The sequence below is a fragment of the Cryptosporangium aurantiacum genome (assembly GCF_900143005.1).
GTDB lineage: Bacteria > Actinomycetota > Actinomycetes > Mycobacteriales > Cryptosporangiaceae > Cryptosporangium > Cryptosporangium aurantiacum.
The window spans coordinates 30,819-45,591 of sequence record NZ_FRCS01000011.1; the positions used below are offsets into that span (position 1 = coordinate 30,819).

Sequence of the window (14,773 nt, forward strand, 5' to 3'; positions counted from 1 at the left end):
ATTGCCGGAACACATGAACCTTGAATCTTTGTTCAGTGTTCACTGCGTTGCATTGCCACCGTCGGCAACTCGATGACAGGACTCGGCCATGACCACCCAATCGCCGCCACAAGCCACCAGCGTGGGCTCGACCGGCACCGCCCGGTTCGCCCTTCTCCTCGTCGCCCTGATCTGGCCTGCTCAGCTGCTCACCGCCGCCGGCGTCGCGACCGGTATGACCTCGGCCGCGATCGCCCAGCACTTCCAGACCACCCAGATCGCCTGGTTCGGGCTCGCGTACACGATCGTCGCGACGGTGCTCACGCCCGTCGTCGCCCGCCTGGGCGACCGGTACGGCAAGAAGCGCGTCATGCTGGCCATCACCGCGATCGGCCTGGTCGGCGACCTACTCGTCGTGCTCTCTCCGGCCTACCCCGGGGTGCTAGTCGGCCGCGCGCTGGCCGGCTGTTACGGCCCGATCGCAGCGCTGGCATTCGCCGCCGCCCGCGACATCTTCCCGCCCAAGCGCGTCGGCCTTGCCAGTAGCCTCATCGGCAGCAGCCTTGGCCTCACCGTGGCGCTAGTGCCGCTGCTGTCGGGCTACCTGTTGGACTGGTTCGGATTCCGCGGTCCGCTGTGGTTCGTGGTGGCCGGCATCGTGGTCGCCTTCGCCCTGCTCACGACGCTGCCGGACATGCCGGGCCATCCGACCGGGCAGCGCTTCGACGTGCTCGGATCGGTCCTGCTCGGCGCCGCAACCGTCAGCCTCGTCTACGGCCTCGGACAGGGGACGGCCTGGGGCTGGGACAGCCCGCGCATCCTTGGCCTGTTCGCCGTCACCGTTCTGGCCACCGTCGCCTTCGTGATCGTCGAACGCCGCACCGCAGACCCGGTGGTGGACCTGCGCATGCTGACCCGCCGCAACGTGGCCACCGTGCTCGGCGGCACCGGGTTGATGCAGGGCACCCTCTACTCGGTCGCGACCGTGCTGACGTTGCTCGCGCTCTTCCCAGCCATCCCCGGCGTCTCAGCGGGACTCGGCTGGAGCGGCACGAAAATCGCCCTGGTCACCCTCGCCGGCCAATCGCTGCTCTTCGCCACCGGCTTCCTGGTCGGCAAGATGAGCGCACGATGGGATCCCCGCAAACCATGGTGGGCCGGCGCCGCGATCACCATCGCCGGACTACTCTCCTACGCCTTCCTGCACCACACCATCGCTCAGATCGCCTTCTCGGCAATCGTCCTCGGTCTCGGCTCCGGCCTGGCCATCGGAGCCGTCCCGCTGCTCATCCTCGGGAGCGTCAGCCCCGAAGAACAAGGCATGGCCAACGGCATGAACATCCTCATCAACGGCCTGATCAACGCGATCACCGCGCAGCTGATCTTCGTCGTGATGGCCCGCAGCGGCGTCGTACTCAAAGGCACCCAGTTCTACAGCGACGCCAGCTTCCGCGACGCCTACCTGCTCAGCGCCGGCCTCGCGGCGGTCGCCCTCCTCATCACCCTGGCGATACCTCGCGTCCTGAAGACCAGCGAAATCCACTCCGGCGGACAATGAACACGAGTCGTACAACGCGGATTCCATGACAGAGGCCAACAAGGGCCGCCGGTCTCGACACCGGCGGCCCTGCCCGGGACTGTCTCGCCAACGGTGTTTCCGGCGGGGTTGATCAGTAGGTCTCGGCGGCCGGGAATCGGTCACCGAAGGTGATGGCGAAGGCATTCAACGCGGGTTTCCAGCGCATCGCCCACCTGGCCCTGCCGGTTCCGGTCGGGTCGAGGGATCGGGTGACCAGGTAGAGGCACTTTAACGCGGCTTGCTCGGTCGGGAAGTGACCGCGGGCTTTGATCGCCCGCCGGTAGCGGGCGTTCAAGGACTCGATCGTGTCCACGCGCGGACCGGCGAAGAAGCTGTGGTCCTCAACCTGGATCGGCTGCCCGGACGGCCGCCATTCCCGGCCGGCCATCGGCAGCAGCCCGACCTGTTCCTTCTTCTTCGCATCCACGCTGATCACCGGTTGTCCGGCCGCCTGATGCTTCTTGACCTGGTCGTTCAGATAGCGGAACTGGGCGTCGCGGTCCGGGTGCTGAGCACCCTCAAGCATCTTGGCGGTGCTCTGCAGGCTGAATCCGTTGGCCTTCAACAACCTGCCGACCGTCATCGCGGACACCGCCCGGCCCTGCCGGGTCAATTCGGCGGCAAGATTGCGCAGCGACTTGGTCGTCCACCGCAACGGCGAACACGGATCACCCCGTTCGTCCGGCTCGACCAGACCGAGCAGCGCCGGGAGCAGTTCCGGATCAAGCTCCTCGGCGGGAGGTCGTCCGCCGCCGGCTCGGCGAACCTGTCCGATCGGCAGTGCGTCGGCCTGCAAATCGGCGACACCCCGACGGACGGCGGTCTCGCTGACCCCGGCGATCCAGGCCACTGCTCGGACCCCGCCGTGACCGAGCAGCCGAGCCTCGACCCCCAGCAGCAACCGCCGCTGCCGCTCGTTCAGATGCGGCAACAACGCCGCCAACCGCGCCGCGATCTGAGCACGCAGACCCTCCAAAAGCGCCATGTCGGTCCAACGAGGACCCCGTTACCTTTCTCGCGGTTCCCGGTTGGGGACTTCGTGGTCGCCCGGTCTGGCATGACTGACTGCCCCTGTCGTTGGGATGATCCGGGGGGTGTTGTCACCAGGCCGGGTGGCGTCGACGGACCGCTGATAGGGACACGGCCGACCGCTTCCTTGGTAGGTCTCTTCGTAACGTGGCTGCCGGCTGTCGATGCCTGACCTGCGACCTATTCCTGTTCCCGGGGGCGCGGGAGAGAGGCGGGCGTGAGCTCGGACAGACCGGACTACCAGGTGTTCTGCGGGTTGGATGTCGGCAAGGACGGCCACCACGCCACCGCGCTGAACCCGGCCGGGAGGCGGCTGCACGATGCGCCGCTGCCCAACGACGAAGCCCGGCTGATCGAGCTGTTCGATCGCCTGGCCCGCCACGGACGCGTGCTCGTGGTCGTCGATCAGCCGGCGTCGATCGGCGCGCTGTCGGTCGCGGTCGCCCGCGCCCAGGGCCATGACGTGGCCTACCTGCCCGGCCTGGCGATGCGCCGGATCGCTGACCTACATCCCGGTCAGGCCAAGACCGACGCCCGCGACGCGCACGTCATCGCGGACGCGGCCCGCACCATGCCTCACACGCTGCGACGGGTCGACGTCGGCGAAGAAGCCCTCGCCGAACTGGAGGTCCTGATCGGCTTCGACGACGACCTGGCCGGTGAGGCCACCCGGATCAGCAACCGCATCCGCGGGCTGCTCACCCAGATTCATCCCGCCGCTGAACGTGTCCTCGGTCCCCGCGTCGCCCATCCTGCCGTCCTCGAGCTGTTGTCCCGATTCGGCGGCCCGACCGGCCTGCGTCAAGCCGGCCACCGACGCCTAACCAGCACCGCTGTCAAGCACGGACCACGCATCGGCCAGCAACTCGTGATCGATTTGCTGACCGCTCTCGACCAGCAGACCGTCACCGTCCCGGGCGCCGCCGCAGCCGAAACAGTGCTTCCGAAACTGGCCGACTCTCTGCGCACCGTCCTGGCCCAACGCGCTGAACTGGCCGTCCAGGTCGAGGAACGGCTCGATGCCCACCCTCTCGCCCGGGTCCTGACCTCGATGCCCGGCATCGGCGTCAGGACCGCCGCCCGGATCCTGCTCGAAGTCGGCGACGGCAGCGCATTCCCCACGTCCGGCCACCTCGCCGCCTACGCCGGACTCGCGCCGGTCACCCGACGATCCGGGTCCAGCATCCGCGGCGAACACCCGCCCAAAGGCGGCAACAAGAACCTCAAACGAGCGTTCTTCCTCGCCGCGTTCGCCAGCCTCGCCGACTCCAACTCTCGGGCCTACTACGACCGCAAACGCGCCGAAGGAAAACGCCACAACGCCGCCCTCATCTGCCTAGCCCGACGCCGCTGCGATGTCCTGCACGCCATGCTCCGCAACCGCGCCACCTACCAACCCCGACCAGCGACCGCCGCTTGACGAAATCCATAGGGACACCCCCCCGCAAGCAACGACTTGTTTCTTGACGGCTCCGGTGAACGATGCAGGTCTGCACGATCGTCTGGGGCCAGACGTTCGTCACCACCTCCGGTAGCCCCTTGACGCCGTCGCAGACGAGGAAGAACACGTCTTTGACGCCGCGGTTACGCAGGTCGGTCAGCACCGCCATCCAGAACTTCGCGCCCTCACCACCGGTCCCGGCCCAAAGCCCGAGGATGTCGCGTTCCCCGTTCAACGTGACGCCGATCGCGGCATAGAACGGACGGTTAGCGACCTGCCCGTCGCGGACCTTCACGTGGATGGCGTCGATGAACACCGCCGCGTAAATCTCGTCCAGCGGGCGGGTCTGCCAGGCCTGCATCTCCTCCACAACCTTGTCGGTGATCCGGGAGATCGTCTCCTTCGACACCGACGCCCCATAGATCTCGGCGAAGTGCGCCGAGATCTCACCCGTCGTCAAACCCTTGGCATAGAGCGAGAGCACCACCTCGTCCACCCCGGACAACCGACGCTGGCGTTTCTTCACGATCTGCGGCTCGAAGCTGCCGGCCCGGTCTCGCGGAACGTCGATCTCCACCTCGCCGGTGTTCTCGGTCAGCACCGTCTTCGGCCGGGTGCCGTTGCGCACATTCCCGCCGGGCTGTTCGGGCCGGCCGCCTTTCTCGTGACCGAGGTGTTCGGTCATCTCCTCGTTCAACGCCGTCTCCAGGACGGTCTTGGTCAGCGCTTTGAGCAGCCCGTCCGGCCCGGCCAACGAGAGCCCTTGTTCCTGGGCCGACGCACCAGGTCCGCCGCGGCCTGCGCCTCGGCCGATGGTTCGGGCTTCTTCTTCCTCGGGGTCACATCACCCAGTGTCGCGGTCATCTCCGCGCCTTCCTGCCGAGCAAGGCTCGGCCGTTAGGCCGGAAACACCGTTAGATCCACAGTCCCGGTAGTGAACGAGCTCAATGTTGCATCTGACGCATCACCGGTCAGTTGTGCCGAGCGGGGCACCCCGGGCGGCCATGAACGGGACCGGGTTCACCGCGTCGCCGTTCATGCGGGTCTCGAAGTGCAGGTGGGGCCCGGAGGAGTTTCCGGACGACCCCACTCGCCCGAGCGGCTGCCCAGCCACCACCGACTGCCCGACCGTGACCAGCGGACGCGACACCATGTGGCAGTAACGCGTGGTCAGCCCCGAGGTGTGGGCGATCTCGACGTACCAGCCACAACCCTTGATCGACGGGCTGCCGTCGACGTCGCAGTTGTCGGTGGACGCGTTGCACATCGACGTGACGACGATGCCGGCGCTGGCCGCGTGGATCACCGTGTTCCGCGGGGAAATGATGTCCACGCCGGCGTGGCCGGGCCGCTCCGGCGTCCGGAAGCCGCTGCCCACGTCGCCCAGCGCGGGCACCGTCCAGCCCGCTCCGGTGACCTGACCGGGCACCGCACATTGGATCGGATCACCCGCCGTTGCCACGATGCCGTTCGCCGCACCCTTGGTGATGCGGTTGACCAGCAGCGTCGCGAACGCTTCCCAACGGGCGTAGCGCTCGGGGAAGGCCGAGATCTGCACCTGCTGCGCGACCTCCGCCAGCCGACGCGCGTTCCAGTTCGGCGTCCGGATGAGCTTCTCGTAGAACTTGGCGGACGCGTACTGCGGGTCGGTGAGCCGCTGGACAGGCGTCCGGCGATCGTTGGCGTCGACCGGAGCGTCACCCCAGCCGCTGCTCGGACGCTGCTGGAACAGTCCGACCGAGTCGTGGTCGGTGGCGACCGTGTAGTTGTGGAGCAGGCTTTCCTGGAGTGCGGTGGCGAGCGCGATGACCCATCCGCGCGGAGGCACTTTCATCTTCTGACCGACGCCGACGATCGTCGTCGCGTTCTGCAACTGGTCGGCGGCCAAACCGTCGATCTTGACGTCATCGTCGACGGTGAAGCCCAGCGAGCCGCACCCCTCCTGAGCGTTCTCGGCAGAGTCGCGCATGCTCTGCACGACCGAGTTGAACACCATCGGCGTGAAGCCCAGGCAGAGCAGCGCGCTCACCGCCAGCAGCGCGATGCCGATGACGATGAACTTGCGGACACGCCCCGGCCGCTCATCCGTTTCCGAGGGGCTGTCCGCCGCGTCCGGGCGCAGGTCGAGAGCCATGGGGGTGACTCACTCCCCCAGGTCGATCGTCGCCACCCGCCAGCCGTCCGCGGTGAGGACGCAAAGCGTGGTCGCGGGGCCGGCGTTGGTGGGCACCACGATGCGGGCGCTGGTCTCGCTCACCACGGTTCCGCTCGGGTCACCGGTCACAGCGGTGGCGGGGTTCGTCGTCGGGTCGACGTCGCGCAGCTGCTCCGCGAGATCGGGCAGCGCGTAACGGGACAGGCCCTCATACCACTGCTCCTGCGAGCGGCCGTCGGTCGGCTGGAGCCAGGCGCGCACGAACCCGTCACCGGCCCGGACCGCGTCCGACGGAACCCCGTCGGCCGATGGTGAGCCGCTGCTGTAGACGCTGTCGTCGCCCTCGGTGGACGACACCGTCCGGGACGGCTCCACCGCAGGGGCGACGTCCGGTGAGTTGTCCGGCGCGGTCGCCGATCCGAACAGCCGCGCCAGCAGCACGATGCCAGCGATGATGACCGCCAGCACCAGTGCGGACAGGATCCGGTAACCGGGCCGGCGCAGGTACACGCCCGCCGGCAGCCGCGACATCGTCGAACTCCTCTCGCTGCCCGGGCCTACTCAGGGCGACTGCCCGCGGTGACGTCGGCGCTCTCCCGCGGCGCCGGACGGGACTCCGGGCGGACGTCGGGCTCGACGGTCCGGTAGCCGCTGTCCGGGCGGTAGACGACGAAGCGCTCGTCGGACTCGACCGGAATCGTCTCGCCGCCGGTGCGCACCGGGTAGGACGGGTCGCGGTAGTCCAAGCCACCGCCGTTCTCCGGACGCGCCGGACCGGCGGCCACCCTCATCGGTGGGCGCGACCCGGCCGGTGTGACCACGTCGTCGTCCGCTCCGGGACCGGTGTAGGTGGTCGTACCCGGACCGGTGCCGCCCGGATAGGGATCCGAACCGGTGCCGCTCGTCTCCGGGCGACCCGCGGCTCCGTCACGGACGACCGGCGACTCGTCCGTGAGGCGGGTTCTCGTGCCGGCGCCCGCCGTTTCGGCTTCGAGCGGCGCATCGCCGGCGCGGACGAACGAGCGGTCGCGACTCCACGTTTCCGGGCGCGCTTCGCTGCGGCGCTCGTCGTTGTCCTCGGCGGCACGGTTGCCGATCAGGGCGCCAGCGGCGACGAGGCCGGCTTGGCGGGCGTCGCCGAACGCACGGCGACGGACCGCGCCGAGACCGCCGACGAGGTCGTGGAAGGGGTTGCCGCCGGCGAGGGAGGTGAGCCGGCGGAAGGGACGGAGCAGTAACCACATGACGAGGCCGGTGAGGAAGATCAGCAGGATCTGTTGCCATCCGGCGAGGGACGCGGTGCTCGTGATCAGCTCGAGGGCGAGGAGGTAGACGCTGGCGCCGACACCGAAAATGACGCAGTTCAAGATTGCCGCGACCACAGTCCGAAACAGCCCGCGTAGCGGTCCAGACGCTGGGCGGAGAATACCGACTACTGCGATTGCGGGCAGGAAAGCGACGGCGAGACGGATGATCAGGAATGCAATGATGATCAAGAGCGATGCCATCAAATCAAACGGCGCCACTACCAGCGCAGCTACCATCGACGTGAACGCAGATCCGATCCGCGCGCTACCCTGCTTTCCCGTCAAGTATTCATAGGCATCCGGATCCGCCTTCTTAATATCAGCTGCTACCTTCTTCCACTTCTCTTGCTTCTCTTTGACGATTCGGTCGCGCTCGATCGAGCTCTGGCGAGCGTCAGCGGCCTCTTCCCATGACATCGCCGAGGCTTCATAGAGCGACCTACCGTATTTCTTGGCAGTGGCGCTATCGGCCGAACCGAGTTCTCCACTCAACCACTGACGATATAGAACGACATCCGTGACTGTCGCACTCGCGCGCTCGGAAGGTCGCCGCGTGTCCTCGCAATCACGGGATCCACAGCTCTCCGAACTATTCGGATGAAGGGCGCTATTCACTGTTCCCAACGAACCTGTAAGACTGTTATCCGCTACAGTTGCCGCACGCACCGGCCAGGCGGCAACCGCTGTTGTAACGATCATCACTAGCAGCGCCCAGCCAGCGAGCGTCGCCGCATCGGACATATCGCCACGACGAGCGGTCCAAACAAGCCACGCACCCACAATGACGACCGTTACAACACCAATAGTCGTAAAGATCCGCTCATAGAGGGCACTGCTTGCCTCTTCAATAAGGCCGTTGGTCCAGCCCCACATTGTTTGCGGATCATACGCACGTTCCCTGACCGCATTGGTCAGGCCAACCGTGAATGTCGAAAAACTGAGCATCATGTTCGCAATGCTCGTATTAACCAAGGCATCAGGCGCGACCGCGCCATCCGGACCACACCCCAGGTCGTAGGTATGGTATTGCAGCCCGGCATAGCCAAACTGATCGTACGTCGGTGCTTTCTGATAATCGGCAGAGTCAATCTCGGCCGGTCGAGTAACGAAGAAACTAGTGGCGCCGGTGTCGGGCATGGCGGGGGTGGGGGGATCCAGGCAATCGACCACGCTACTACTCGGCAGACACGCCGCCGGGTCGGACGGACCGCAGGCGGCCTGTGCCGGCCGCACATCCGGCGACGCGAAAAGCGTCGCCACCGCCACCACCATCACCGTCAAAAACCACGCCGCCATCCGCCCGGCCGACGCACCGCGACCGATCACGGCATCGTCCGGATCCGGCGAGACGAGAGCTGACGAGACCGGACCCGACGAGAATAGCGTCGCCGAATCCGAGACCCCCGCTCGTGAGGCCACCGAAGGCAGGGTCACCGGGCATCACCCTCCTGGCCGGATATCCGGCCCACATCGCCGAGCGGATCGGCGGTGGTGTCAAGGTGTTCGAGCAGCCCTGGCACATAGGCCAGGTCCGCCCGGAATTTCTGGACTCGGCCGTCTACGTCACGCATGACGAATTCCCGGTAGCCGAGCCGCTGGTCGTTCTGAGTATCCGCAACCGACAACTGTGCCAGCGTGTTCTCGTACCCGATCCCACGCTGTACACCGAGCATACGGAGCGCCTGAGCCGCAATCTCCGGATCCTCGGCGATCCGCCCCACGAAAACCGTGGAAACTAGATTCTGGACATCAAGCCCCAAAATGTCCACAGGGTTCTGCGAAGCCGCCAACGCCGCGATGTTCCACTTACGGGAGTCCCGGGCGAGCCTGGTGAACAGCGCCCGGCCCGATCCCCAGCCCGCGAGGAAGTGCGTCTCGTCGAGGGCGACCAGCTTCCGCTCGTGCATCGCCTTGCCGTAGGCCCGACGGGTGGTGAACGCCGTGGCCAGGTGCAGCATCGGCAGCGCCATGCGCTCCTCGAGCTGCCAGTATTCGCGGTCGATCGACAAGTCCGGCAGCGCGAGGCCAGCCATCGTGATGACGGTCAGCACGGCCTCGTCCTGCCCGACCGGCGCGATGGACCGGCCGAAGAACAGCCGGGACAACGGCATGTCCCGAACGTCCCCCAGTGTCTCGGCGAGCTCCGCACCCTCGTCGCCGAACGTCGCGACGGTGGCGACGAGGTCGTCGAGCGTCGCGAATTCCTCCGGCTCGACCTGGCGCGCGGCCCGCTGCAAGAGGATCGGGGACGACCGCTCCCGCTGGATCTGCGGCGGCAGCAGCATCATGCAGATGTCGGTGGCCAGGGCCTTCCGCTCCGCCCGGGCGGCGGCGACCGCCGAGGTCCACTCGGCGGCACCGGCGTCGTCCGCCGGGTAGTGCTCGCGCCGGGGCGTCGGGATCAGCCCGTAGGGCGCGAGGGTCCCCGGCTCGCCGCGGGTCAGGTTGTAGATCTTGCTGTACGGCGCGAGCTCGGGCATCGTCGCCAGCCGGGCCAGTGGCCCGGACGGGTCGAGGATCGTGCACTGGACGCCACGCCGCGCAGCCAAGTAGGCGATACCGCCCATCAGCGTCGACTTACCACCGCCGGGCTCGGCGACGAACACCGTCAGACCGGAGCGCTCCCGCACCTCGGTGGCGTAGTGCGGGTCCCACATCACCGGACGGTGGCTGGTCCCGCACGTCTCCCCGATGATCGGCCCTCGGCGGTCACCGATCGCGGCAGCCGCCTGAGGGATCGCCGCCGCGAAGTACTTCGCCGGCATCCGCCGCAGGTAACCGGTGTTGGCGACCGGCTGCCCGGGGATGAACTCGTCCAGCAGCCGCAGCTGGTCACGCGGGTGCTGCAACGCGATCCGCATCGAACGGTAGTGGTCGGTCAGCGCCCGGACCCGCTTCAGGCACTCCTCCTCGGTCCGGCCGGCCACCGCGATCCGGTGCCAGCCGTGAACGCGAGCGGCGTCCAGGTCGAGGCCCGTCGACATCTCGTCGGAGATGTCCAGCGCCCGCTGCGCGAGCCGCTCCAGCTCGGGCGGAGCGTCCATCTCGTGCTCGTGGTAATCGCGCTGCTGCGACCGGATCGTCAGCAGCTTGTGCTCCAGGCTGCGCAGCGCGTCGCCCTGGCCGAGCACGTCGACGCGGCTGGACAGCTCCATCGGCCACGGCAGCTGCTCGTGGAAATGCAACCACGGCTCGTGCCGCTCGGGGATCGTCAGCTCCTCCATGCGCCCGAACGTCAGCACCGCGACGTGCCGTTCGACGTGCTCGTCGCCGATCCGCGAGAGCAGCTTGACCGTGCTCCCGTACGGCGACCGGTAGCGCATCGTGTGCTCGGTGAACGCCAGCAGGTCACCGGTCTCCCAGCCGCCGGCCTCGGCTGGTGAGAGCGCGGGCGGCGGCGGCATGCAGAGCGCCACCGACCGGTGGATGAGCCACTCCACCTGCTTGGCCGTCGCCGGCCGGGCCTGCATGCCGAACGCACCGAGCACCTCGTCGAACCGCCCGACCAGCTGCTCCAAGCGAGCCCGCTCCGCGTTACCGGAGCCGCGCTTGCGCAGGGCGTTGAGCGTCTCGATCATCTGCTCACGCATGGTGCGGCGCTGGAACACGACGCCGAGGTAGACCTCGCCCTCGGCGAGGCTGGTGGCGTGCAGCCGACGCTGGCCGGCCTCCAGGTGGTCCGACCAGCTCGACGCCCCGTACACGTCGGGCACCGGGTGCGGCGTCAGCGCGGCCATCCGGCGCGCCCAGCCGACGGCCGGGTACGGCCGGTTGGTCCGGCGCAGGTGCAGCCGGTACCCGGCCAGCGCCGCGTACTGCGCCGCGATCCCGAGCAGGATCGACGTCCGCTCCTTGTCGGCCCGGAACGCCCACTGGATGTCGGGCAGGTGGTACCACGCGGTGACGTCGTTGCGGGTGAAGGTCAGGTGCCCGGCGATCTCGCGCAGCTCGAGTTCATGAACCGCCTGCCGGTCCTTGCGTCCCTTGGGCGCACGGCTCTTCACCCGCCGCGACTGACGTTTTTTCTTCGGACGCTCTTCGCGCTCACGCCGTGGCTCGTCGGACTCCGGGGGGTCGAGCGCGGGGTAACGATCGGGTGCGGGCACGTAGAGCGGGGCCGGCGGCACGGACTGGGGCGGCGCGGACGCGGGCACCCCGGTCACCGGCCGGCTCGGGACACGCGACGGTGGTGCGACTGCGACGGCCGCCGGGTGGGTCGGCAGCGTGGTCGGTGGCGCAGCGTTCAGCGGTGCGGCGTTGAGCGGGTGCTGGACGGGCCAGGGAGCCGCGCCGACGCCGGTGCCTTCCGCAGCGGAGACCGGATGCGCGACCGGACCGGAGACCGGACGCGCGGCAGGTCCGGACACCGGCGGATGTGCCGGCCCGGAGACCGGCCGTCCGGCCATGCCACCTGGGCCGCCCGGACGCGGACCGTCCGGAGGCGGCGGATATCCGCCTGCCCGCGGAGTACCGCTCCGTGGCGGCGCGGACGCGGGGCCCGGCCCGCCGCTCCAGCCTGCGGGCGGCGCGGACGCGGGGCCCGGCCTGCCGCTCCAGCCGTCGGGCGGCGCGGAGGCGGGACGGCCACTCTGGTTCGGACCCCAGCCGTTCGGCGGCGGTCCCTGCGACGGGCGGCCGGAAGGCACCGGACCGCCCGTGGACGGCGCCTGACCCGGGTAGCCCTGCGGTCCCCCGGGTTGCGGCGGGCCGGGGCGCTGCCCCGGCCCGACGTTCGGCGGCAGCACCGGATGCGCCCCCGACGGCTGGGAGACTCCCGGTGGAATGGCTCCGGGCGGGAGGACGCGGTGCGCGCCGGACTGTTGCCCGACGCTCGGCGGCACCGCGCCCGGCGGAAGGACGCCATGCGCCCCAGACTGCTGCCCCACGCCCGGCGGAAGGACGCCATGCGCACCGGACTGCTGCCCCACGCCCGGCGGAAGGACGCCATGCGCACCGGACTGCTGCCCCACGCTCGGCGGCACCGTGTTGGGCGGGAGGACTCGGTGTGCGCCGGACGGCTGAGCGACGCCAGGGTGCGGGCCGCCCCCGGGGTGCGGAGCCGCGTTCGGCGGCAGCACCGGGTAGCCACCGGACGGCTGGTTGATCACGCGATGGGCACCGGACGGCTGGTTGACCGCGGGATTGCCCTGGCCGGCCGGCGGCTGGCCGTAGTTGGGCCGCGCGCCCGGCGGCATGATGCGGGGCGGGAACGGCCCGGGGCGCACCGGCGGTCCCCCGGTCGGTCCACTGGACTGGGGCGCACCCGATTGGGGCGCACCCGACTGCGGTGCCGAGGCCTGGGGCCCGACCTGCGGGCCGCCGGACTGGGGGCCGCCGGGCTGCGACGGTCCGGACTGCGGGCCTCCCGGCTGCTGGACCCCGCCCTGCGGACCGCCCGGCACAGAGGATCCTGACCGCGAGCCGCTCTGCGGAGGCCCAGCCTGCGGACCACCCGGCTGCGCGGACCCCGGCTGCGATCCGCCGGGCTGTGAGGGTCCAGGCTGCGATCCGCCCTGCGGAGCCCCGGTGGGCGGACCACCCGGTTGCGACGGCCCGGCGTACGGACCGCCCAGCTGAGGGGGTCCGGACTGCGGGCCCCCGGGCCGCGGACCACCCGGCTGAGAAGAAGCGGACTGCGGTGCCCCGGCATGCGTGCCACTGGGCTGTGAAGAGCCGCCGTACGGACCACCCGGCTGCTGCGCGGACCCGGGCTGCGGTCCGACCGGCTGCGGGCCGTCGAACTGCGGGCCTCCGGGCTGCGGCGGTCCGGCCTGAGGGCCGCCCGGCTGCCCTGTCACAGCACCCGGCTGCCCGGTCGCGGAGCCCGGCTGCCCGGCCGCAGAACCCGGCTGCCCGGCCGCAGAACCCGGCTGCCCCGTCACAGAACCCGGCTGCCCCGTCACAGAACCCGGCTGCCCCGTCACAGAACCCGGCTGCCCCGCTGGGGGCGGCGGCGCGACGGTTTGCGGTGGTCCGCTCGACGGAACCGGCTGCCCCTGCGGCGGCGGCCCGAACGACGTCGGCCCGGGCTGACCCGGACCCGGCTGACCCGGACCCGGGTGACCCGGGCCGGACGGCGTCGCACCGGCTTGCCGCACCGGCGCACCGGCCGGCCGGAACACCGGGAAGCCGGAACGGCTTGCCCCGGCGCCCACGGGCACGCTCTCCCGATCGGCAGCGGCTCCGCCGCCGTCGGTCTCGGCCCCACCTGGCGCGGCTGCCCCAGAGGTCACGGCAGGCGTCACCGGCTCCGACGACGCGGCGCCGGACGTTGCGGCGCTCTCCGCCGCCGTCTCCACGGCCTCGTCGGCGCTGGTCTGTGCGGCCCGGGCTTCCGCCGAGTGGGCGTCTCCCCGGGCATGGCGTCCGCTCATCGAATGGTCTCCCGAACGACGATCCTCGACCGGGCACGGCCGCCGCGTTCATCGGCGGCGCGGTCCCGCCGCCAGTCCGTCGCCGCGGTGCGCAGCACCGCGCGGACCGGGCGGTCAGGACTGACCTGGCGGAGGATCAAAGAGGTCAGGACGATCGACAGGGCGATCTCGATCGCGGGGAAGTAGTCAACGTCTCCGGTCAGGGCGTACCGGATCAGGATGATGACAGCGAGCACGACGGCGAACAGCGGATACGCCACATAGGGCAGGTGCACCGGCAGCGTGAAGCCCTTCGGACCCAGGAAGAGCAGCTTCGCGCGGTAGATGTCGTCGTCGGGGCGGAGCCGCATCCGGTTCAGCCTCCGAGCGCCAGCTTGGCGACGCTCTCACCGAACGCGAAGAGCAACCCCGCGCCGGCGATGAACACGATGCCGAGTATGGCGATACCACCGGTGGTCAGCGCAGCCGACCACTGGCCTTTACCTGATCTGCTCAGGATGATCACGCCGACGACGGCGAGCAGGATCGGCACGATCTTGGACACGATGAAGCCGACGATCCCGTCGGTGTTCAGCGTGGTGCCGCCCGGGTCTGCCGCGGCGAGAATCCCGTCAGGAATCCCTGCAGTCGCCTGGATCACGTGGGTCAGCATCTGTACCTCCCGCATTGGTACGCCGACTCCTCGGCCCTTTACACGGCCACGGACACTACTGGGTTCCCGCATCCGTCGATCGGCATGCCGACGTACCACCACCTCTCTGGTGACGCTAAGACACGCTACCGCTACGTCGGAGGAGTTGGTAATAACGCCGTTCACCGGTTGGGACCGCCAACAGCCCACGTCCGGGCGGCCGTTGGTCCCCGATACGGACGACCCGACGCCCGCTGAGCGCTGTCGGGCGGCCGCCG

At 69.5% G+C, this 14,773-nt stretch carries 8 protein-coding genes and 2 pseudogenes; 2 read left to right on the forward strand and 8 right to left on the reverse strand.

What is annotated here, in order from left to right; translation table 11 throughout:
* Nucleotides 1-88 precede the first annotated feature (88 nt).
* Nucleotides 89-1,537 (forward strand): MFS transporter, encoded by a 1,449-nt coding sequence (locus BUB75_RS30355; RefSeq protein ID WP_073261652.1) that lies wholly within the window; start codon nt 89-91, stop codon nt 1,535-1,537.
* A 142-nt stretch (nt 1,538-1,679) separates the two neighbouring features.
* Here the strand turns inward: BUB75_RS30355 and BUB75_RS30360 are convergent.
* Nucleotides 1,680-2,543 (reverse strand): annotated as a pseudogene (locus tag BUB75_RS30360) (ISAzo13 family transposase); the annotation flags it as partial.
* A 261-nt stretch (nt 2,544-2,804) separates the two neighbouring features.
* Here BUB75_RS30360 and BUB75_RS30365 point away from each other — a divergent pair.
* On the forward strand, nt 2,805-4,007 hold the full coding sequence (locus BUB75_RS30365) for an IS110 family RNA-guided transposase (protein ID WP_218617849.1): 1,203 nt from the start codon (nt 2,805-2,807) through the stop codon (nt 4,005-4,007).
* Nucleotides 4,008-4,053: 46 nt separating this feature from the next.
* Here the strand turns inward: BUB75_RS30365 and BUB75_RS30370 are convergent.
* The 7 genes and pseudogenes from BUB75_RS30370 to BUB75_RS30400 form a co-directional block, all read right to left on the reverse strand.
* Nucleotides 4,054-4,892, reverse strand: a pseudogene (locus BUB75_RS30370) (IS256 family transposase); the annotation flags it as partial.
* A 100-nt stretch (nt 4,893-4,992) separates the two neighbouring features.
* A complete protein-coding gene (locus BUB75_RS30375; RefSeq protein WP_084741900.1) occupies nt 4,993-6,162 on the reverse strand; it encodes a M23 family metallopeptidase in 1,170 nt (389 codons plus the stop codon).
* A gap of 9 nt (nt 6,163-6,171) precedes the next feature.
* On the reverse strand, nt 6,172-6,714 hold the full coding sequence (locus tag BUB75_RS30380) for a hypothetical protein (protein ID WP_073261656.1): 543 nt from the start codon (nt 6,712-6,714) through the stop codon (nt 6,172-6,174).
* A gap of 26 nt (nt 6,715-6,740) precedes the next feature.
* Nucleotides 6,741-8,909 carry an MFS transporter gene (locus BUB75_RS45630; RefSeq protein ID WP_143175506.1) on the reverse strand — a complete coding sequence of 723 codons (2,169 nt, stop codon included), beginning with the start codon at nt 8,907-8,909 and terminating at the stop codon, nt 6,741-6,743.
* A gap of 11 nt (nt 8,910-8,920) precedes the next feature.
* Complete coding sequence (locus BUB75_RS30390) at nt 8,921-12,715, reverse strand: ATP-binding protein (RefSeq protein ID WP_218617850.1); 3,795 nt, start codon at nt 12,713-12,715, stop codon at nt 8,921-8,923.
* A gap of 1,145 nt (nt 12,716-13,860) precedes the next feature.
* Nucleotides 13,861-14,214: a hypothetical protein gene (locus BUB75_RS30395; RefSeq protein WP_073261663.1), complete on the reverse strand. Its 354-nt coding sequence runs from the start codon at nt 14,212-14,214 to the stop codon at nt 13,861-13,863.
* Nucleotides 14,215-14,219: 5 nt separating this feature from the next.
* Complete coding sequence (locus BUB75_RS30400) at nt 14,220-14,516, reverse strand: hypothetical protein (protein ID WP_073262019.1); 297 nt, start codon at nt 14,514-14,516, stop codon at nt 14,220-14,222.
* Nucleotides 14,517-14,773: the final 257 nt, after the last annotated feature.